The sequence below is a fragment of the Pseudomonas sp. JAI115 genome (genome assembly GCF_014200835.1).
Classification (GTDB): domain Bacteria; phylum Pseudomonadota; class Gammaproteobacteria; order Pseudomonadales; family Pseudomonadaceae; genus Aquipseudomonas; species Aquipseudomonas putida_A.
In genome coordinates this window covers 229030-248990 of the sequence record NZ_JACHCY010000005.1, presented here as the reverse complement: position 1 = coordinate 248990, position 19961 = coordinate 229030, and the positions used below count along the sequence as shown (strand labels likewise).

The following is a 19961-nucleotide window of genomic DNA, read 5'->3' as shown; positions in this document are numbered from 1 at the left end:
CTTTCGCGTGATATGACCGATTCCAGTCCCGCCGCAAGCCCATCGAGCTTGAAAATCTACTTCCGCCTGCTCGGCTATGTCCGGCCGTACATCAGTCTGTTCCTGATCAGCATCGTCGGCTTTCTGATTTTCGCCTCGACGCAACCGATGCTTGGCTACATCCTCAAGTACTTTGTCGATGGCCTGTCCAACCCTGAAGCGGTGCTGTTTCCTTCCGTGCCCTACCTGCGTGACCTGCAACTGCTGCAGGCCGTGCCGCTGTTGATCATCCTGATCGCCGCGTGGCAGGGGCTGGGCTCCTATCTGGGCAACTATTTCCTGGCCAAGGTTTCTCTCGGGCTGGTGCATGACTTGCGTGTGCAGTTGTTCAACAACCTGTTGGTGCTGCCTAACCGCTATTTCGACAAGCATAACTCCGGTCATCTGATTTCGCGTATCACCTTCAACGTGACGATGGTCACGGGGGCGGCAACAGATGCGATCAAGGTCGTAATCCGTGAAGGCATGACGGTGATCTTCCTGTTTGCCTCGCTGTTGTTCATGAACTGGAAGCTGACGCTGGTGATGGTGGCGATCCTGCCGCTGATCGCCGTAATGGTGCGCACCGCCAGCAAAAAATTCCGCAAGCAGAGCAAGAAGATCCAGCTGGCGATGGGCGATGTCACGCATGTGGCTTCGGAAACCATCCAGGGTTATCGCGTGGTTCGCAGCTTCGGCGGCGAGGCCTATGAAGAAAAGCGCTTCCTCGATGCCAGCCAGGGCAACACCGACAAGCAACTGCGCATGACTCGCACGGGTGCGATCTATACGCCGATGCTGCAACTGGTGATCTACACCGCCATGGCCGTGCTGATGTTCCTGGTGCTGTACCTGCGCGGTGACGCCTCGGCCGGTGACATGGTCGCCTACATCACGCTGGCGGGCCTGCTGCCCAAGCCGATCCGTCAATTGTCCGAAGTCAGCTCGACCATTCAGAAAGGCGTGGCCGGTGCCGAGAGCATTTTCGAGCAGCTGGATGTCGAGCCGGAAGTCGATACCGGCACCGTCGAGCGCGATGCGGTGAGTGGCCGTCTGGACGTGCGCAACCTCAGCTTCACCTACCCTGGCACCGAACGCCAGGTGCTGGACGACATCAGTTTCTCGGTCCAGCCAGGGCAGATGGTCGCACTGGTCGGGCGTTCGGGCAGCGGCAAGTCGACGCTGGCCAACCTGATTCCGCGTTTCTATCACCACGACAAGGGCGAAATCCTCATCGACGATGTGGAAGTCGAACAGTACAAACTGCTCAACCTGCGTCGTCACATCGCTCAGGTGACTCAGCACGTCACTCTGTTCAGCGACACCGTGGCCAACAACATCGCTTATGGCGATCTGGCCGGTGCGCCGCGTGAAGACATTGAAAAAGCCGCGCGTGATGCCTACGCGATGGACTTCATTTCGCAGTTGCCGCAAGGCCTGGACACTCAGGTCGGCGAGAACGGCGTCTTGCTTTCCGGTGGCCAGCGTCAGCGTCTGGCGATTGCCCGTGCGTTGCTGAAGAATGCACCGCTGCTGATTCTCGACGAGGCCACCTCGGCACTCGACACCGAGTCCGAACGGCACATTCAGGCGGCACTGGATCAGGTGATGAAGGGGCGTACCACGCTGGTGATCGCTCACCGTCTGTCGACCATCGAGAAGGCCGACCTGATTCTGGTCATGGATCAGGGGCGCATCGTCGAGCGCGGCACCCACGACCAGTTGCTGGCGCAAAATGGTTACTACGCGCGCCTCAACGCCATGGGCCTCGATGCCCCGGCCGAAGATATCGCCTGACTCCAGGCCCTGCCCTGTGGGAGCGAGCCTGCTCGCTCCCACAGTCGTTTGTATCCAGACCTTTACCCTTCTTGACCAAACCGGAATAAAACCGGGCACCGCGCTTGTTAAGGTTCCTCAACGAACTCTGACTTCCATCGAGGGGGCCATCCCCGTCGCGCGGGTGCTTTCATGCTGCAACGCTATCTCTGGAAACTGCTGCCCAAGCCACAGCGGGCTTTTCTGCTCGGGCGCCTGTCGGTGGTCGATCGGCAGGTGGTGAACAAGTCGATGTCGGCCAACCTGACGTTTCCTCAGGCCTTCCAGCAGCGCTCCTGCCTGTTTATCCATGTTCCGAAATGCGCCGGCAGCAGCGTTTGCACGGCGCTGTTCGACGGCTGGCGACCCGGGCACTTGCCGCTGTATTGGTATGAAGAGCAGTTTCCCGAGCAGTTCGCCAACACCTTCAAGTTCGCTTTTGTTCGCGACCCGCTGGAGCGTGCCTATTCGGCCTACGCCTTTTTGCGTGGCAACGAGTTGAGTGCGCGTGACCATATGGCGCAACGGCTGGTGCGGCAGTACCGGGATTTCGACGATTTTGTCGCGCGCTGGCTGCATCCGGAAACGATTGCCCGGCAATTGCACTTTGCCGCGCAGACCGACTTTCTGACGGACTCGCTGGGGCATCTGGCGCTGGACTTCATCGGTTATCAGGAACACCTGACGCGGGATTTTCGTCTGGTTTGCGAACAGTTGGGGCTGACTGGCGAGTTGCCTCACGTCAACGGCTCGCGGGAACGGCAATCGATGCCGGCGCGCGAGTTCTGCTCGGTGCGCACCCGGCGTCTGGTACGTCGGGTTTATCAGCGTGATTACGAGTTGCTCGGGTATGAATAAGTCCCTGTCACTGCCGCTACAGACGCTCGCCATTCGGCCTTACGGTCTGGCGCTCTCGCACCAGGCCCGGGCAGCGCTCAAGGCACAACACCCACGCTGCGTGTGGTTGACCGGATTTTCCGGCGCCGGCAAGTCAACCCTGGCCAATGCCCTCGAACTGCACCTGCATGCGTCGGGTTTGCACACCTTTTTGCTCGATGGCGACAATGTGCGCAATGGCCTGTGCCGCGACCTGGGCATGAGCGATCTCTGCCGCCGGGAAAACATCCGGCGTATGGCCGAGGTGGCGCGGTTGATGGTCGACGCCGGACTGATTGTGATCGTTGCGGCCATTTCGCCGTTCCGCGCCGAACGCGACGCCGCGCGCAGGCTGTTTGCCCAGGATGAATTCATTGAAGTGCACGTCAGCACTTCATTGGAAGTCTGCGCCCGTCGCGATCCGAAAGGGTTGTATCAGGCCGTGCGGGAAGGCCGGATCACGCACTTTACGGGCGTGGACAGTCCTTACGAAGCGCCATTGGCAGCCGAGTGGCAAATCGACACCGAGGCGCTGGAATTGTCCGAAGCCTGTGGACAACTGGCGGCACTGGTGCTCAAAAAATGAGCAAAGTAACGGACTGTTTCATCCTGTTGCAGGCTGCACGCAAGCCTGCGCCAACCCTGTGTTAATATCGCGCCCCTGTTCATTTTGTATGTGGGTTGCTCCATGAAGTTGTCCATGCCGCGATTCGATCAAGCCCCAGTCTTGGTGGTCGGCGATGTCATGCTCGACCGTTACTGGCATGGTGGAACCTCACGGATTTCCCCTGAGGCACCGGTACCGGTCGTAAAAGTCGAGCAAATCGAAGACCGCCCGGGCGGTGCTGCCAACGTTGCCTTGAACATTGCCGCGCTGGGCGCGCCGGCGTCACTGGTCGGTGTGACCGGCGACGACGAAGCCGCCGACAGCCTGAGCAACAGTCTCAAGGGCGCGGGCGTGCGTGCCCTGTTCCAGCGCATTGCGCATCAGCCGACCATCGTCAAACTGCGGGTCATGAGCCGGCACCAGCAGTTGCTGCGTATCGACTTTGAAGAACCGTTTGCCACCGATGCGCTGGCCCTGGCCTCGCAGGTCGATGATCTGCTCGAAGGCATCAAGGTGCTGGTGCTGTCGGACTACGGCAAAGGCGCGCTGAAAAACCATCAGGCCCTGATTCAGGCGGCCCGTGCCAAAGGCATTCCGGTGCTGGCCGATCCCAAAGGCAAGGATTTTTCGATCTACCGTGGTGCGAGCCTGATCACGCCGAACCTCAGTGAATTCGAAGCCATCGTCGGCGGTTGCGCCGATGAGCACGAACTGGTGAGCAAGGGCGCGGCCCTGATGCACGATCTCGAACTCGGCGCGCTGCTGGTCACTCGCGGTGAACACGGCATGACCCTGCTGCGTCCGGAGCATCCGGCGCTGCACTTGCCGGCCCGTGCCCGTGAAGTGTTCGACGTGACCGGTGCCGGCGACACGGTGATTTCCACCCTGGCGGCGGCGATCGCTGCCGGTGAAGAACTGCCGCACGCGGTGGCGCTGGCCAATCTGGCGGCGGGCATCGTGGTCGGCAAACTCGGTACTGCGGCGATCAGCGCCCCGGAACTGCGCCGCGCGATTCAGCGTGAAGAAGGTTCGGAGCGTGGGGTGCTAGGTCTGGAACAGCTGGTGCTGGCAGTGGCCGATGCCCGTGCGCATAACGAGCGCATCGTCTTCACCAACGGCTGCTTCGACATTCTGCATGCCGGGCACGTGACCTACCTCGAGCAGGCGCGCGCCCAGGGCGACCGTCTGATCGTGGCGATCAATGATGACGCCTCGGTCAGCCGCCTGAAGGGGCCGGGACGTCCGATCAACAGTGTCGACCGACGCATGGCGGTACTCGCCGGCCTCGGTGCGGTGGACTGGGTGATCAGTTTCCCGGAAGGCACCCCGGAAAACCTGCTGCGCGAGGTCAAGCCGGATGTGCTGGTCAAGGGCGGTGATTACGGTATCGACCAGGTTGTTGGTGCCGATATCGTCAAGGCTTACGGCGGCACGGTGAAAGTGCTGGGTCTGGTGGAAAACAGTTCGACCACTGCGATCGTGGAGAAAATCCGCGGTAACTGATTCAAGCTAAAAAGATCGCCGCCTGCGACAGCGCCTACATTGGAATGCGTTTCCCTGTAGGAGCTGCCGCAGGCGGCGATCTTTTGCTTTTCAGGAACTGACTTTCTTGCGCGGTACGATCTTCTTCAGCAATTGCCTGGCCTTGCCGCGCAACCGCGCCAGTCCCGTGGGTTTCTCCGGCGGGGTCAGGCCTTGTTGGCGTAACCAGTCCTTCCAGCGAATCCGCTCGTCACGCACCAGCCAGCCATCCTGTCTGGCAAAACTTTCGGCCAGATACAAACCGCGCGTGCCCGCCGGAGACAGCTGACCTTTCTTCAAGGTATACAGCTCGGCCAGCGGTTCGCCGTCCTGCAACGGCATCAGGTACAAATCCGGGCGCTTGCGGTCCAGTCGCGCCACCAGTTGATCACCTTCCAGGCGTTCATCGACGTGAAACAGACTCAGGGATTTGGCTTCCTTGGGCACGTCCAGGCGCAAGTCGTAGATCAGTTGCAGCGATGCGGTCGGCAGATGCACGTAGGCCCGTGGTCGTTCGAGCAATTGCAGATTGGCGCAGCGCACCGGCCGCGCCGAGCCGGACTGCGGCGTCAGGCGAAACGGCAGGGCCTCGCGATAATGCAGGGCGGAGGCGTAGGGGGCGGGTAGCCAGGTGTCGTTGAAGCGTCCGCCGAGCCAGCCTTCCGGGGTTTCCAGCAGGCACTCTTCGGCAATTTCCTGAATCGCCGTGTGCAGCGGGATGTTCAGTTCTTGAGCAGGCACGTAACCGGAAATCAGCTTGAGCACGACGTCCCCGCGATCCTGCCGACGCTGGCGCACCAGCACCCAGTAATCGCGATTCTGCCAGTGCAGCGTCAGGCGCACCGAGACCCCAAGGTTGGCCAGTTCCACCGCAAAACGCTCGGCATCCGCCACGCTCACCGGTTTGCGCCGCTGCAGGGTCTGGGCGAAATTCAGCGGCATGCCGACGCTCTGATACGTCAGGCCTTCGGGCGTGGCCTCGACGAACAGCGGCAGCGTCTTGAAGTTGCTCGGGTTCTTTCTGATGAGCGTGCGCGGCATGTCGGCTCCTGCTTAAGGCCGCGGGGCGGCGTCAGTGACCACGGAGGACCTGGGCAACGGTCGCAACGTTATGGGCGAGGTGCAGCGGATTGATCGTCCCGACAATAGCACTGGCCACGCCGGGCTGCTGGAACAACAACTCGAAGCTGGCGCGCACCGGATCCACGCCCGGACTCAGGCATACATGGCCGCTGGCCAGGGCTTTTTTCACCAGAATGGCTTTGCCGTGGGCAGCAGCATAGTCAATGACTGCCTTCTCGTTCTGTTCGTTCAGATTGTAGGTGACCATCGCGCAGTCCCCTTGCTCCAGCGCCTTGAGTCCACCTTCGACGGTTTTGCCGGAGAAGCCGAACCCGCGAATCTTGCCCTCGGCCTTGAGTGCAGCGAGGGTAGCGTAGACCTCTTCGTGTTCGAGGATGGCCATGTCGTTGCCGTCGGAGTGCACCAGCACCAGGTCGATAAAATCGGTTTCAAGACGTTGCAGGCTGCGCTCGACCGACATCCGCGTATGCGCCGCACTGAAGTCATGGCGCGACAGGCCGTCGGCAAACTCTTCACCGACCTTGCTGACGATTACCCAGTCCTGCCGCTGGCCGCGCAGCAGCGGGCCGAGGCGTTCTTCGCTGCGACCGTAGGCCGGGGCGGTGTCGATCAGGTTGATGCCCAATTCGCGTGCCTGCCTGAGCAGCATGCGCGCGGCATCGTCATCGGGAATCTGAAAACCGTTGGGGTATTTCACCCCTTGGTCGCGGCCCAGTTTGACCGTGCCCAGGCCCAGCGGCGAGACCGTCAGGCCGGTGCTGCCCAGTGGGCGGTGGAGGTCGTGCAGGTTCGCGATAGTCATGGCAGCAGTTGCTCCCAGGCTGGAACGCCCATCGGTGGTTTTGGCAACGCCGGCAAAGGTTCGGCGGCTTGTGGCTGAATGCCGTCGCGCTCCAGCGCAGCGATGACCCGGTCGGCGAAGTCCGGCGCCAGTGCGAGTTTGGTCGGCCAGCCCACCAGCAAGCGCCCCTCTTCGGCGAGGAAGGCGTTGTCCGGGCGGGTCAGGCCGGTTTGCAGGGGCTCGGCGCGGTCGACGCGCAAGGTCGCCCATTGCGTGGTGCTGAGGTCGATCCACGGCAACAGCTGTGCGATCTCCTTTTGCGCCGTGGCGATCTGTTCGGCAGGTTCGCGGGCCACGCCATCGCTTTCGGCAATGTCGCCGCCCAGGTACCAGACCCAGTTGCCGTCAGCGGCCGGGTGGGTGGTGACGGTGATGCGCGGCTTGGTGCCGCCGCCCAGGCAGTGAGCGTACAGCGGCTTCAGGCTTGGGCCTTTGGCGATGATCATGTGCAGCGGTCGGCGTTGCATCTGCGGATGGGTCAGGCCCAGGTCTTCCAGCAATCGGGCAGTGCCGGCGCCGGCACTGAGGACGATGCGCTGGGCGCGGATTTCACGACCGTCGACTTTCAGGCCGACCAACACACCGGCTTCCAGCAGCGGCTCGATGGTTTGCCCGGCGAGCAGACCGTCGCCGGCCAGATCGGCCAGGCGCTGGATCAGGCTCGGCACGTCAACCACCAGTTCGGCGAGGCGATAGACCTTGCCCTTGAAGTGCTTGTCTTGCAGGGCCGGCGGCAGTTGATCGCCCTTGACCTGATCGACCCGGCCACGCACGGCCTTGCTGGCGAAGAAACTGGTGAGGTTGCCGGCGAGGGTGCCGGGCGACCACAGGTAATGCGCTTCGGACAACAGGCGCACGCCGGACAGGTCCAGCTCGCCGTTGCCGGCCAGCGCTTCACGCCAGCGGCGCGGCATGTCGGCGATGGCTTCCGAGGCGCCGGTCAGCGCACCGTGCAACGCATATTTGGCGCCGCCGTGAATGATGCCCTGGGACTTCACGCTCTGCCCGCCGCCGAGACTGGCGCTTTCCACCAGCACGGTCGAAAAACCCTGACGGCGCAGACGCGCGTTCAGCCAGAGGCCGGCGACACCAGCGCCGACAATCAGAACGTCGGTGGAAATAACGGATGGCATGCAGCGACCTCAGTGTTCAAGACGAGGGCGCAGTATACAGACTCGGGAAAGAGCGGGATTTGTCGATGATCAACAGGGCAGATGCAAAACCAAATGTGGGAGCGGGCTTGCTCGCGAATGCGGTGTGTCAGTTAACAGAAATGTTGTTGCCACACCGCCTTCGCGAGCAAGCCCGCTCCCACAGGGGATTTGCGTTACTGCAAATCAGTGCCCGGCAGTCTTGGAGAACAGCTGGATGACCACCACGCCGAGCACGATCAGCGCCATTCCGAGCATCGCCGGCACGTCCAGCTTCTGCCCATAAATGAACAGCGCTGCGACGCTGACCATGACGATGCCCATGCCCGCCCACACGGCGTAGGCGACTCCCACCGGCACGGTGCGCACCACCAGCGTCAGCATCCAGAAGGCGATCCCGTAGCCGACGATCACCAGAATCAGCGGCAGCGGGGTGCTCAAGCCTTTGACCGCTTTCATCGAAACGGTGGCGATCACTTCGGCGCAAATGGCGATGGCCAGAAAGGCGTAGGCGTTCATGTGTAGATCCTCATGTAAAACGTTGCTTGCTGAGGCGGCATTCTAGTCGCTCGCCAGATGGGGTAAAGTCATTACCTATCTGTTTTTAAGATGGGCTGCAGCATGAATACCCTGTGGAATCTGGAACAATTGCGCGCCTTCGTCAGCGTCGCCGAACAGCGCTCGTTTTCTGCCGTGGCGCGCCAGCAACGCAAGGCGCAGTCGGCGATCAGCAGTGCGATTGCCATGCTGGAGGACGATTTGGGCGTCAGCCTGTTCGAGCGTAGCAGTGGTCGCTCACCCAGGCTCACCGAAGCGGGCGAAGCCTTGCTCGAAGAAGCCCGGGAAGTGCTGCGCCAATGCGAGCGCCTCAATGGTCGGGCGATGGCGATGATGCGCGGTCAGGAAGCGCAGCTTCGGGTGGCTCAGGATGAAGCCATGCCGTATCAGGCACTGGTGGAAAGCTTCGATGCGCTGGCCGAGCAATTTCCCAGCCTCGAAGTGCAACTGACCAGCGCCGCCCAGGGTGAGGTCGCCCGCAAACTGGTCGAGCGTCGCGCCGATCTGGGCCTGCTGTTCTATCACGACGAAATTCCCGAAGCGCTGGAGCGTCGGGTACTGGGCCGGGTGGAAATGGTAACGGTCTGCGGGATCAACCATCCGCTGGCAACGCAGTCCTACGTCACTTGCCAGCAACTGGCGCAGCATCGGCAGCTGCTGATGTCGACGCAGACCAGCGTCTACCCCGGCAACGAACCGGCCAGCCCGCAAGTCTGGCGCGCTGACAGTTTCTATGTGATGGCCGAATGGCTGGTGCGGGATCTGGGCTGGGCCTGGCTGCCCCGGCATGTGGTGCAGTATTCGGCTTATCAGGGCCTGATGGTCGAACTGGACAGCGAATGGACCCCGCCGGCGTTGGTGGTGGAGCTGGTCTGGCGTCGGGATGAACCCCTCGGCCCGGCTGCGCGCTGGCTGGCCGAACGTTTTGCCGTGCACTTGCGGGCGATTGGCGACAAAAGTCGATAAACTCCGCCGCCATGAATAGAACTCTCTACACCGCGCTGTTTTACCTGGGGCTGCCATTGGTGGCGATTCGGCTGTGGCTGCGCTCGCGCAAGGCCCCGGCATATGCCAAACGGATTGGCGAGCGCTTCTCTTACGGGATGCCACCACTGCAACCCGGCGGGATCTGGGTGCACGCGGTGTCTGTGGGCGAAAGCATTGCCGCCGCGCCGATGATTCGCGCCTTGCTGCAGCGTTATCCACAGCTGCCGATCACCGTGACCTGCATGACGCCGACCGGATCGGAACGGATTCAGGCGTTGTTCGCCGGCGAACCGCGCATCCAGCATTGCTATCTGCCCTACGACTTGCCGTGCGCAGCGGCGCGTTTTCTTGATCACGCCAAACCGAAACTGGCGGTGATCATGGAAACCGAACTGTGGCCCAACCACATTCATCAGTGCGCCAAGCGCGGGATTCCGGTGGCGCTGGCCAACGGCCGGTTGTCCGAACGATCGGCCCGGGGCTATGGCCGTTTCACTAAGCTGACCGCGCCGATGCTCGCTGAAATGAGTTTTTTCGCGGTGCAGACCGAGGCTGAAGCCCAGCGCTTCCGCGATCTCGGCGCGCGTCCGCAGACGGTCGAGGTCACTGGCTCGATCAAGTTCGACCTGACCATCGACCCGCAATTGCTGCAGCGCGCCCATGAGTTGCGCGGCCAATGGCAGGCGCTGGAGCGCCCGGTGTGGATCGCTGCGAGTACCCACGAAGGCGAAGACGAAGTGGTGCTCGACGCCCATCGCCGACTGTTGGCGAACTACCCGAATGCATTGCTGATCCTGGTGCCGCGCCATCCCGAGCGCTTCAACTCGGTGTTCGAATTGTGCCAGCGTGAAGGCTTTGCCACGGTGCGCCGTTCCACCGGTGCCAACGTCGAAGCGGACACTTCAGTGCTGCTTGGCGACACCATGGGCGAGCTGCTGTTTCTCTACGCGCTGGCTGACAGTGCTTTCGTCGGCGGCAGCCTGGTGCCCAACGGCGGGCACAATCTGTTGGAGCCGGCGGCCCTGGCCAAACCGGTACTCAGCGGCCCGCACGTGTTCAACTTCCTCGACATCGCCGCGCAGTTGCGCGAAGCCGGCGCGCTGGCCGAAGTGGATGATGCCGAAGGGCTGGCGGTGGAAGTGCAGCGCTTGTTCGAATTGCCGCGCGATGCCCAGCGCATGGCCGAGGCCGGGCTGGCGGTGATGCGGCGTAATCAGGGTGCGCTGCAGCGGTTGCTGGATGGCTTGGGCCGGTTGATCAAATAGTCGCCCGGAACATTTATTGTGGTGAGGGGATTCATCCCCGATCGGCTGCGCAGCAGTCGTTAACCCTGCTTGCCATATCTGACTGAATCACCGCGGTGAATGGTTTTGGGGCTGCTACGCACCCCATCGGGGATAAATCCCCTCGCCACAGGGGATTTTCCAGATTGTTTAGGGCCGGGCCTTGAGCTGTGCTTCGGCTGCCTTGGCCAGATCCGGTGGCAAGAAGTCCTTGTCCGGGTTGTAGTCGGCCTTCAGATAGCGCGCCAGGTCTTGCAAGTCACCCGGATTCAACGTTCCTGCCGCCTGCTTCAAGCGCAGGTTGTCGAGGATGTAGTCGTAGCGGGTGTTGTTGTAGTTGCGCACCGAGGTGTACAGCTGGCGCTGGGCGTCGAGCACGTCGACGATGTTGCGCGTACCCACCTGATAACCGATTTCCGTGGCTTCCACCGCGCTCTGGTTGGAGATGATCGACTGGCGGCGCGCCTGCACCTGCTCGACATCGGTGTTCACCGCGCGGTGCAGGTTGCGGGTGTTTTCCACCACCTGCCGACGCAGGGATTCGCGCTGTTGCTCGCTCTGATCCAGTTGCGCATAGGACTGTCGCACTTGCGAACTGGTCAGCCCGCCGCTGTAGATCGGAATGTTCAGTTGCAGGCCCAGGGTGCTTTGCTCGACGTTGCCACTGTACGGCGTACCGAAGGCGTTCGGGTTGGCGAAACCGAGGGCGTCGTTGTCACCCTTTTCGTATTTGGCCACGGCATCGAGGGTCGGCAGGTGACCGGCCTTGCGCTGTTTTAGGGTCTGTTCGGCGGAGCTGACCGCAAAGTTGCTCGCCAGCAGATTGAGGTTCTGTTTGCCCGCCGTGTCGACCCAGGCCTTGGCGTCGTTTGGCGCCGGCGGCAGGATCGGCAGCGTGTGGACGATGCCCTGAATCGAGTTGTACTGACGGTTGGTCAGGGTGATCAGCGCTTCGAACGCATCGTCAACCTGACGCTGCGCAACGATACGGTTGGCGCGCGCGGTGTCGTAACTGGCCTGCGATTGCAGGACATCGGTCTTGTCCGACAGGCCGACATCGAAACGCTCGTTGGACTGGTCGAGCTGACGCTTGAACGCGGCTTCTTCAGCCTTGGTCGAGGCCAGGTTGTCCTGACTGCGCAGCACGTTGAAGTAGCTTTCGGCCGATTGCAGAATCAGGTTCTGTTCGGTGGCCGAGAGTTGCAGGGCGGCTTGTTCGTTGACGTCCTTGGCGGCCTGGTACTGGAACCAGCGGTCGGCGCGGAACAACGGCTGGGCCAGGGTCGCCTGATAGGAATGCGCGCTGCGATTGGCAATGGCTGAAGGCTGGTCGATCGAGGTGCGCACATTCGCCACTTCGGCGCCGCCAGACAAGTTCGGCAGCAAGCCGGCACGGGCCTGCGGCACTACTTCCTTTTGCGCTCCGTACTGGGCGCGGGCGGCGGCCAGATCGGCGTTGTTGTCGACGGCTTCCTGATAGACGCTGACCAGATCGGTCTTGGTCGACAAGGGCGCTTCTGCTGCCCAGGCCATTGCGTTGGACGCACAAGACACGGCAAGAGCCAGTGAAAGTTTGCGCAGCATGAGGCGATCCCTAGCAAAAATATTACGGAAATAATGTGCGCGCCAAGGCTACGGCGCGGCCCCGGCAGCGTCAAGGCGCGCAGGGCACAGCGAGTGTAGTTGCGCAATCGTGCGGCAACAATCCTGCAAGTCCCGGTAATTGCGCCATTCATCATGGTGTTTGCCGCGGTGTTGGCGTTCTTTGCCGGTTGTGTCTAGACTGGCCGGGTTCTTGTCGGGGTGCCTTGCTATGAGGCTGAGATCGAATAATTTCGGATCCCGTTGAACCTGATCAGGTTAGCGCCTGCGTAGGGAACAAGATTTCTCGTCACCCGGCGAGTCCTCTTGTGCTTCGTCCGGGATATTGTTCGACAATCGAACGCTCGACGACGATGCACAGCACCAGTCCTGGTGCGTCCGTGCCTTTCAGGTTCTGCTCCGACAATCCATTTGCCTGGATGCTGTCTGGAGAGCCCGTGATGACTACAAAAGCAAAAAACGCGATCAACCTGAGTGACTCGGCCAAGGTCGATGAGCAGTCGGTTCAGCCGTTCACCCGTTCGCAAAAAGTCTACGTTCAGGGCTCGCGCCCGGACATCCGCGTGCCGATGCGCGAAATCACCCTCGATGTGACGCCGACCGATTTCGGCGGCGAAATCAACGCGCCGGTCACCGTCTACGACACCTCGGGCCCTTACACCGATCCGAACGTGGTGATAGACGTGCGCAAAGGTCTGGGCGACGTGCGTTCGGCGTGGATCGATGACCGTGGCGACACCGAGCGTTTGCCAGGCCTGAGTTCCAACTTCGGTCAGGAGCGCCTCGCCGACCCTGAACTGACCAAACTGCGTTTCGCTCATGTCAACAACCCGCGCCGGGCCAAGGCAGGGGCCAACGTCAGCCAGATGCACTACGCGCGCAAAGGCATCATCACCGCCGAGATGGAATACGTCGCCATCCGCGAAAACATGAAGCTGCAAGAGGCCCGCGCCGCTGGCCTGTTGACCCAGCAACACGCCGGCCACAGCTTCGGCGCGAGCATCCCGAAAGAAATCACCGCTGAATTCGTCCGCGAAGAAATCGCCCGTGGCCGCGCGATCATTCCGGCCAACATCAACCACGTCGAACTGGAACCGATGATCATCGGCCGTAATTTCCTGGTGAAGATCAACGGCAACATCGGCAACAGCGCCCTGGGTTCGTCCATCGAAGAAGAAGTGGCGAAACTGACCTGGGGCATTCGCTGGGGTTCGGACACCGTGATGGACTTGTCCACCGGCAAACACATTCACGAAACCCGCGAATGGATCATCCGCAACTCGCCGGTGCCGATCGGTACCGTACCGATCTATCAGGCGCTGGAGAAGGTCAACGGCGTCGCTGAAGACCTGACCTGGGAGCTGTTCCGCGACACGCTGATCGAACAGGCAGAGCAGGGCGTCGACTACTTCACCATCCACGCCGGCGTGCTGTTGCGCTACGTGCCGCTGACCGCCAAGCGCGTGACCGGCATCGTTTCCCGCGGCGGTTCGATCATGGCCAAGTGGTGCCTGGCGCACCACAAAGAGAACTTCCTTTACACCCACTTCGACGAAATCTGCGAAATCATGAAGGCCTACGACGTCAGCTTCTCGCTGGGCGATGGCCTGCGTCCGGGCTCGATTGCCGACGCCAACGACGAAGCGCAATTCGGCGAGCTGGAGACCCTCGGCGAGCTGACCAAGATCGCCTGGAAACACGACGTGCAGTGCATGATCGAAGGCCCGGGCCACGTGCCGATGCAGTTGATCAAAGAGAACATGGACAAGCAGCTGGAGTGCTGCGACGAGGCGCCGTTCTATACCCTCGGCCCGCTGACCACCGATATTGCGCCGGGTTACGACCATATCACCTCGGGTATCGGTGCGGCGATGATCGGCTGGTTCGGTTGCGCCATGCTCTGCTACGTGACGCCGAAGGAACACCTCGGCTTGCCGAACAAGGATGACGTGAAGACCGGGATCATCACCTACAAGATCGCCGCCCACGCAGCGGACCTGGCCAAAGGGCATCCGGGCGCGCAGATTCGCGACAACGCCTTGAGCAAGGCGCGTTTCGAATTCCGTTGGGAAGACCAGTTCAACCTCGGTCTCGATCCGGACACCGCGCGTTCGTATCACGACGAAACCCTGCCGAAGGACTCGGCCAAGGTCGCGCACTTCTGCTCGATGTGCGGGCCGAAATTCTGCTCGATGAAGATCACTCAGGAAGTCCGTGAATACGCGGCCAACCAGCGGATCGACGCGGTCGACGTGGACGTCGCCCAGGGTCTTGCGGAGCAGGCCGAGCGGTTCAAGAAGGAAGGCAGTCAGCTCTATAAAAAAGTCTGATCCCTGACTGATCTTTTGTGGTGAGGGGATTTATCCCCGATCGACTGCGCAGCAGTCGCAATTTTGAGAACCGGGTCCTTCAGATGTACCGCATTCTCAGGTTTTGGGGCTGCTTCGCAGCCCATCGGGGATGAATCCCCTCGCCACAAGTGGGCCAGCTTGATCACACACAAAAACAAATGTCCCTCTGAGATAACACCCTTGAGCATTCAACCCGGCACTTATTCCCCCGACCTCGCCGTACCCGCCGACAAGCGAGTATTCGGCGGTCGCGATCTGTTTTCCCTGTGGTTTTCCCTCGGCATCGGCCTGATGGTATTACAAACCGGTGCCTTGCTCGCGCCGGGTCTGGGCCTTTCCGGTTCGCTGCTGGCGATTTTCCTCGGCACGCTGGTTGGCGTGCTGCTGCTGGCCGCTGTCGGCGTGATCGGCAGCGACACCGGTCTGTCGTCGATGGCCGCACTGAAACTGAGCCTCGGCCACAAAGGCGCGAGCCTGCCGGCGCTGCTCAACCTGCTGCAACTGATCGGTTGGGGCTCGTTCGAAATCATCGTCATGCGCGACGCCGCCAGCCTGCTCGGCACACGCGCGTTCAGCGAAGGTTCGCTGTGGGCCAGCCCGATGCTCTGGACCTTGTGCTTCGGCGCGCTGGCGACTTTGCTCGCGGTCAGCGGGCCGCTGACGTTCGTGCGCAAGATCCTGCGTAAATGGGGTATCTGGCTGATCCTGGCGGCGTGCATCTGGCTGACCTGGAATCTGTTCGCCAAGGCTGATCTGGCGGCACTCTGGGCGCGTGCCGGGGACGGTTCGATGCCGTTCGCCGTGGGCTTCGACATTGCCATCGCCATGCCGTTGTCGTGGCTGCCGCTGATCGCCGATTACTCGCGTTTCGGCAAGCGTGCGAAGAACGTCTTCGGCGGCACCGCCATCGGTTTCTTCATCGGCAATTTCTGGCTGATGAGCCTAGGCGTGGCCTACACCCTGGCGTTTGCGCCGAGTGGTGAAGTCAATGCGTTACTGCTGGCACTGGCCGGGGCCGGTCTGGGCATTCCGCTGTTGCTGATTCTGCTGGATGAGTCGGAAAACGCTTTCGCCGACATTCATTCGGCAGCGGTGTCGAGCGGGATTCTGTTGCGCTTGAAAGTCGAGCATCTGGCCTTGGCCATCGGCGTGATCTGCACCCTGATTGCACTGCTGGCGCCATTGGCGCAGTACCAGAACTTCCTGCTGTTGATCGGTTCGGTGTTCGCGCCGCTGTTCGGCGTGGTGCTGGTCGATCACTTCATCCTGCGCAAGCGCAGTGCTCAGGTGGCGTCAGCCGCATTGCGCTGGCCGGCGCTGTTGGCGTGGCTGGGCGGGATCAGCACCTACCACTTGCTGGCGAATCTGTATCCGGATGTCGGCGCGACCCTGCCGGCACTGGTGCTGGCAGGGCTGTTGCAACTGGTGCTCGGTCGGGCGTTCAGTTACGGCCCGGAAACAGCTCGGGTTTGAGAATGCCGTTCAGACGCGGGTAAGGGATCTTCAGTTCGACGTGGCCCAGCGCGTAAGGCGCGATGGTGCTCACGTCGTACTTGAGGATCACGCCACCGTAGGTCAGCGCCACGTTCGGGGTTTTGACGAACGGCCAGCTCTTCACGAAATCCGCTTCCTGATCGAGCTTGGTGCTGATCAGCCAGCTGTTGTGCGCCACTTGCGCCGCTTTCCAGAACGCCTCTTCCTGACCCGGCAGCAACATGTCCGACAGGTTCAGCACTTTATGCTGCTGGCGCGAGTAGTTGATGAAGCCGCGACCCGGCGTGCCATGGGCGCCGCCGGTGTCGAGGTAGCTCGACAGTTCGATGATCACCAAGCCGTCATGCTGCTCGCGTACCTTGGCCTGCAAATAGCTGCTGTTGCGCGGGCCGGCGTTGCGCAGGAATTGATCACGATAGGCAGCCAGGGTTGGCGCCACCGCTGTGTTCTGCTCGGTGCGGGTCATTTGCAGCAGGCGTTTTTCGATAATGCCGTCCAGCGCAGGCTCGGCCGCGAAGTGCACGGTATCGATATTCACCAGCGGGCAGTCCGGGTTGGAACAGCCGGGTTTCAGGGTTTCCGACGCATCGCGGGTGGTTTCCAGCGGCGTGCGGTAGTTGGGCTGGAACAGGTTGGCGCAGGCGCCCAGGGTCAGGGCGATGGCGGCCACGGAGGCAATTTTGAAAAGCGACATGGGCGTCCTTTCTGAAACAGGGGAAGGCAAAAAGTTATCCGCTTCGACTCTCGCCGAAGCAGTCAGTTCGCCACTAAGCTAATTAGAGTGGGTTTCGCCTCCACCGTCCATCCCGCTGACGGTAAAGGGGCTGCATCAATCATCGCGGGCGCGTTAGGATGGCGCGAAGTCGAGGCCGCCAGTAACCAAAAGCAGCCTCGTATTGGATTTGCAGCAAGAGAGGATGCTCATGACAGATTTTGCCAACGCCACTCCGGCCACCGTCGATGTCGTAAAGCGCGAGCGCTGCTACGAGGGCTTCTACAAGCTCGACCGTTTGCACCTGCGCCATGAGCTGTTCGCCGGGGGCATGAGCCGCGAGATCAACCGCGAAGTCTTCGTGCGTCACGATGCCGTGTGCCTGCTGCCTTACGACCCAAAGCGCGATGAAGTGGTGCTGCTCGAGCAGTTTCGCGTCGGTGCCATGGGCAAGACCGACAACCCGTGGCTGGTTGAACTGGTCGCCGGTCTGATCGACAAGGCCGAAGTGCCGGAAGAAGTTGCTCACCGCGAGGCGCAGGAGGAAGCTGGGCTGGACATCAAGGCCCTGTGGCCGATGACCAAATATTTTCCGTCGCCGGGCGGCAGCAACGAATTCGTGCATTTGTACCTGGGGCACTGCAGCACCGAAGGCGTAGGCGGCCTGCATGGGCTGGAGGAAGAAGCAGAAGACATCCGCGTCACGGTCTGGGCCTTTGAAGATGCCTTGCAGGCCGTCCGTGACGGACGCATTGCCAACGCGGCGAGCATCATCGCCTTGCAATGGCTGGCGCTGAACCGCGCCGAAGTGAGGGGGTTATGGTCGTAAACAAGCTGCGCGATCGCTATCGAGTCGACCTCGCCGGGCTGCAAGCCGCCTGCGAGGCCAACTACGCGCGCCTGATGCGACTGGTGCCGGACATGCGCAACGACCCCGAGGCGCGGCGGATCGCCGTGACCCAGGGCGAGCAGATGCTCGGCGTACTGGCCCTCGAAGTGCTGCAGACTTGCCCCTACACCACCACTTTGCAGGTGCGTCAGGAACACAGTTTGCCGTGGCTGCCGGTGCCGCAACTGGAAGTGCAGGTCTATCACGACGCGCGCATGGCCGAGGTGATCAGCGCCGAACATGCACGACGCTTTCGCGGCATCTATCCTTACCCGAACGCCGCGATGCATCAGCCGGATGAAAAGGCCCAGCTCAATCTGTTCCTGGGGGAATGGCTGAGCCATTGTCTGGCCCTGGGGCACGAGTACGAAGTCGTACGCTAGTTGTGAACTGCGTCCGGTTCGCCGGTTTCCCCTTTGCGTCATCCCCCAGCATAATTGCGGCACTCAACCGATTCCGTGCTTTTGCCCTGGGAGAACGCCTTGCCGAGCGTATCCACATTGACCACCGCCGATCCGGCGTTGCTGGTGCAGTTATCCGACAGTCATCTGTTCGCCGAGGCGGGCGGCACACTGCTGGGCATGAACACCCGCGAGAGCCTGCAAAAGGTCATCGAACTGGTGCTCAGGCAGCAACCTCGGATCGACTTGATTCTGGCCACGGGGGACCTTTCCCAGGATGGCACTCTGGAGTCGTATCAGCAGTTTCGTGAAATGACGGCGCAGATCGATGCGCCGGCGCGCTGGATTCCCGGCAATCACGATGAGCCGCAAATCATGGCTCAGGCCGCGGTGCAAAGTGCATTGCTGGAGTCAGTGGTCGATGTCGGCAACTGGCGCGTGACCTTGCTCGACTCGGCGGTGCCGGGCTCTGTGCCGGGGTATCTGCAGGATGATCAGTTGCAACTGCTGGCGCGCTCGCTGAGCGAAGCGCCAGAGCGCCATCATCTGGTGTGTTTCCACCATCATCCGGTGCCGGTGGGTTGTGCCTGGGCGGAGCCGATCGGTTTGCGCAATCCCGAAGCATTCTTCGACGTGCTTGATCGTTTTCCTCAGGCTCGCGCGGTGCTGTGGGGGCATGTGCATCAGGAGATCGACCGCGAACGCAACGGCGTACGGCTGATGGCCTCGCCTTCGACCTGCATTCAGTTCGAGCCCGGCAGTCACGACTTCAAGGTCGGCGAACAGGCGCCGGGCTATCGCTGGTTGCGGCTGTTGCCGGACGGGCGGCTGGAAACCGGCGTCGAGCGCGTTACCGACTTCGAATTCACCGTCGATTACGGCTCCGAAGGTTACTGATTTCGATCAAGAGCCCCTCACCCCAGCCCTCTCCCGGAGGGAGAGGGAGCTGACCGAGGTGTCTGGCGTTATCCATCGACCTGAAAGAATGTGTCGATTATGGATTCGCTGAAACTCGCTCAAGTCGGTGTAGCTCTTGAATATCCCCCATTCAGTCCCCTCTCCCTCCGGGAGAGGGCTAGGGTGAGGGGCTTTCTCCCTGTAAACTCCGCTATCTTTCGCCGACACCCAGGGAGCTCAAATGTCCGGTTCGATCCTCTATATCCACGGTTTCAACAGCGCGCCGGCCTCGAAAAAGGCCTGTCAGCTGGTCGAGGTGATGGAACGGCTGGGTTTGAGCGACCAATTGCGTGTCCCGGCGCTGCATCACCACCCGCGTGAAGCCATCGGTCAGTTGCAGCAGGCGATTGCCGAGCTGGGCCGGCCGTTGCTGGTGGGAAGCTCACTCGGCGGCTACTATGCGACTCACCTGGCTGAGCGCCACGGCTTGAAAGCCCTGCTGGTCAACCCGGCGGTCAGCCCGCACCGGATGTTCGACGGCTACCTGGGCACACAGAAAAACCTGTATACCGATGAGACTTGGGAATTGACCCACGACCATGTGACGGCCCTGGCCGAGCTGGAAGTGCCGGCACCCGTGGATGCACAGCGTTATCAGGTGTGGTTGCAGACCGGCGATGAAACACTGGATTATCGCCTCGCCCAGCAGTATTACCGGGCCTGCGCCTTGCGCATTCAGGCCGGCGGCGACCATGGTTACCAGGGTTTTGCCGAACAATTACCAGCGTTGTTGAGTTTTGCCGGCATTGGCGCCGATTTGTATCAGGCAATCGATTTCACCGCACTGTGAAGTCTTGCCCCTTTTTCATTGAATC

The 19961-nt window shown here is 61.5% G+C and carries 18 protein-coding genes and 1 riboswitch; of the genes, 12 read left to right on the top strand and 6 right to left on the bottom strand.

Going from position 1 to position 19961, the window contains the following annotated elements; genetic code table 11:
• The first annotated feature begins 12 nt into the window (after positions 1-12).
• The 4 genes from msbA to hldE all read left to right on the top strand — a co-directional run bounded on the left by msbA (position 13) and on the right by hldE (position 4819).
• Complete coding sequence (gene msbA / locus HDC30_RS14560; protein WP_027611379.1) at positions 13-1815, top strand: lipid A export permease/ATP-binding protein MsbA; 1803 nt, start codon at positions 13-15, stop codon at positions 1813-1815.
• 171 nt (positions 1816-1986) lie between these two features.
• Entirely contained in the window at positions 1987-2691 is a 705-nt protein-coding gene (locus HDC30_RS14555) for a sulfotransferase family 2 domain-containing protein (protein WP_150369517.1), read from the top strand.
• On the top strand, positions 2684-3295 hold the full coding sequence (gene cysC / locus HDC30_RS14550) for an adenylyl-sulfate kinase (RefSeq protein ID WP_150369518.1): 612 nt from the start codon (positions 2684-2686) through the stop codon (positions 3293-3295). The genes HDC30_RS14555 and cysC overlap by 8 nt, the downstream gene beginning before the upstream one ends.
• Before the next feature lie 102 nt (positions 3296-3397).
• Positions 3398-4819: a bifunctional D-glycero-beta-D-manno-heptose-7-phosphate kinase/D-glycero-beta-D-manno-heptose 1-phosphate adenylyltransferase HldE gene (gene hldE / locus HDC30_RS14545; RefSeq protein WP_103368225.1), complete on the top strand. Its 1422-nt coding sequence runs from the start codon at positions 3398-3400 to the stop codon at positions 4817-4819.
• 90 nt (positions 4820-4909) lie between these two features.
• Here hldE and HDC30_RS14540 read toward each other — a convergent pair whose 3' ends face one another.
• From HDC30_RS14540 to HDC30_RS14525, 4 genes are all read right to left on the bottom strand, one after another.
• A complete protein-coding gene (locus HDC30_RS14540; protein ID WP_027611383.1) occupies positions 4910-5878 on the bottom strand; it encodes a hypothetical protein in 969 nt (322 codons plus the stop codon).
• A gap of 31 nt (positions 5879-5909) precedes the next feature.
• Positions 5910-6722 carry an aldo/keto reductase gene (locus HDC30_RS14535; protein ID WP_183783726.1) on the bottom strand — a complete coding sequence of 271 codons (813 nt, stop codon included), beginning with the start codon at positions 6720-6722 and terminating at the stop codon, positions 5910-5912.
• Positions 6719-7894, bottom strand: a complete 1176-nt coding sequence (locus tag HDC30_RS14530; RefSeq protein WP_183783724.1) for an FAD-binding oxidoreductase — start codon at positions 7892-7894, stop codon at positions 6719-6721. The genes HDC30_RS14535 and HDC30_RS14530 overlap by 4 nt, the downstream gene beginning before the upstream one ends.
• Positions 7895-8098: 204 nt before the next feature.
• Entirely contained in the window at positions 8099-8431 is a 333-nt protein-coding gene (locus HDC30_RS14525) for a multidrug efflux SMR transporter (protein WP_003221050.1), read from the bottom strand.
• A gap of 102 nt (positions 8432-8533) precedes the next feature.
• Here HDC30_RS14525 and HDC30_RS14520 point away from each other — a divergent pair, with 102 nt between their 5' ends.
• Positions 8534-9436 (top strand): LysR family transcriptional regulator, encoded by a 903-nt coding sequence (locus tag HDC30_RS14520; protein ID WP_096794744.1) that lies wholly within the window; start codon positions 8534-8536, stop codon positions 9434-9436.
• An 11-nt stretch (positions 9437-9447) separates the two neighbouring features.
• The gene (gene waaA, locus HDC30_RS14515) at positions 9448-10722 is read left to right on the top strand and encodes a lipid IV(A) 3-deoxy-D-manno-octulosonic acid transferase (RefSeq protein ID WP_183783722.1); all 1275 of its coding nucleotides are present in this window, start codon (positions 9448-9450) and stop codon (positions 10720-10722) included.
• A gap of 168 nt (positions 10723-10890) precedes the next feature.
• Here waaA and HDC30_RS14510 read toward each other — a convergent pair whose 3' ends face one another.
• A complete protein-coding gene (locus HDC30_RS14510) occupies positions 10891-12324 on the bottom strand; it encodes a TolC family outer membrane protein (protein WP_098966910.1) in 1434 nt (477 codons plus the stop codon).
• A 205-nt stretch (positions 12325-12529) separates the two neighbouring features.
• Positions 12530-12635: riboswitch (TPP riboswitch) on the top strand.
• A 147-nt stretch (positions 12636-12782) separates the two neighbouring features.
• Between HDC30_RS14510 and thiC the strand changes: the two genes are divergently transcribed.
• Positions 12783-14672: a phosphomethylpyrimidine synthase ThiC gene (gene thiC / locus HDC30_RS14505; RefSeq protein WP_096794747.1), complete on the top strand. Its 1890-nt coding sequence runs from the start codon at positions 12783-12785 to the stop codon at positions 14670-14672.
• A gap of 201 nt (positions 14673-14873) precedes the next feature.
• The gene (cytX, locus tag HDC30_RS14500; RefSeq protein WP_183783720.1) at positions 14874-16166 is read left to right on the top strand and encodes a putative hydroxymethylpyrimidine transporter CytX; all 1293 of its coding nucleotides are present in this window, start codon (positions 14874-14876) and stop codon (positions 16164-16166) included.
• Here cytX and HDC30_RS14495 read toward each other — a convergent pair.
• Positions 16135-16881, bottom strand: coding sequence for an RsiV family protein (locus HDC30_RS14495; RefSeq protein ID WP_096794749.1), 747 nt, complete (start codon positions 16879-16881; stop codon positions 16135-16137). The genes cytX and HDC30_RS14495 overlap by 32 nt on opposite strands.
• A gap of 229 nt (positions 16882-17110) precedes the next feature.
• Between HDC30_RS14495 and HDC30_RS14490 the strand changes: the two genes are divergently transcribed.
• The 4 genes from HDC30_RS14490 to HDC30_RS14475 all read left to right on the top strand — a co-directional run bounded on the left by HDC30_RS14490 (position 17111) and on the right by HDC30_RS14475 (position 19936).
• Positions 17111-17728, top strand: a complete 618-nt coding sequence (locus tag HDC30_RS14490; RefSeq protein ID WP_027611392.1) for an NUDIX domain-containing protein — start codon at positions 17111-17113, stop codon at positions 17726-17728.
• Positions 17719-18171, top strand: a complete 453-nt coding sequence (locus HDC30_RS14485; protein WP_007967395.1) for a DUF1249 domain-containing protein — start codon at positions 17719-17721, stop codon at positions 18169-18171. The genes HDC30_RS14490 and HDC30_RS14485 overlap by 10 nt, the downstream gene beginning before the upstream one ends.
• A 99-nt stretch (positions 18172-18270) precedes the next feature.
• Positions 18271-19086 (top strand): 3',5'-cyclic-AMP phosphodiesterase, encoded by an 816-nt coding sequence (cpdA, locus tag HDC30_RS14480; protein ID WP_183783718.1) that lies wholly within the window; start codon positions 18271-18273, stop codon positions 19084-19086.
• Between the two features lie 241 nt (positions 19087-19327).
• The gene (locus HDC30_RS14475; protein ID WP_096794752.1) at positions 19328-19936 is read left to right on the top strand and encodes a YqiA/YcfP family alpha/beta fold hydrolase; all 609 of its coding nucleotides are present in this window, start codon (positions 19328-19330) and stop codon (positions 19934-19936) included.
• Positions 19937-19961 lie beyond the last annotated feature (25 nt).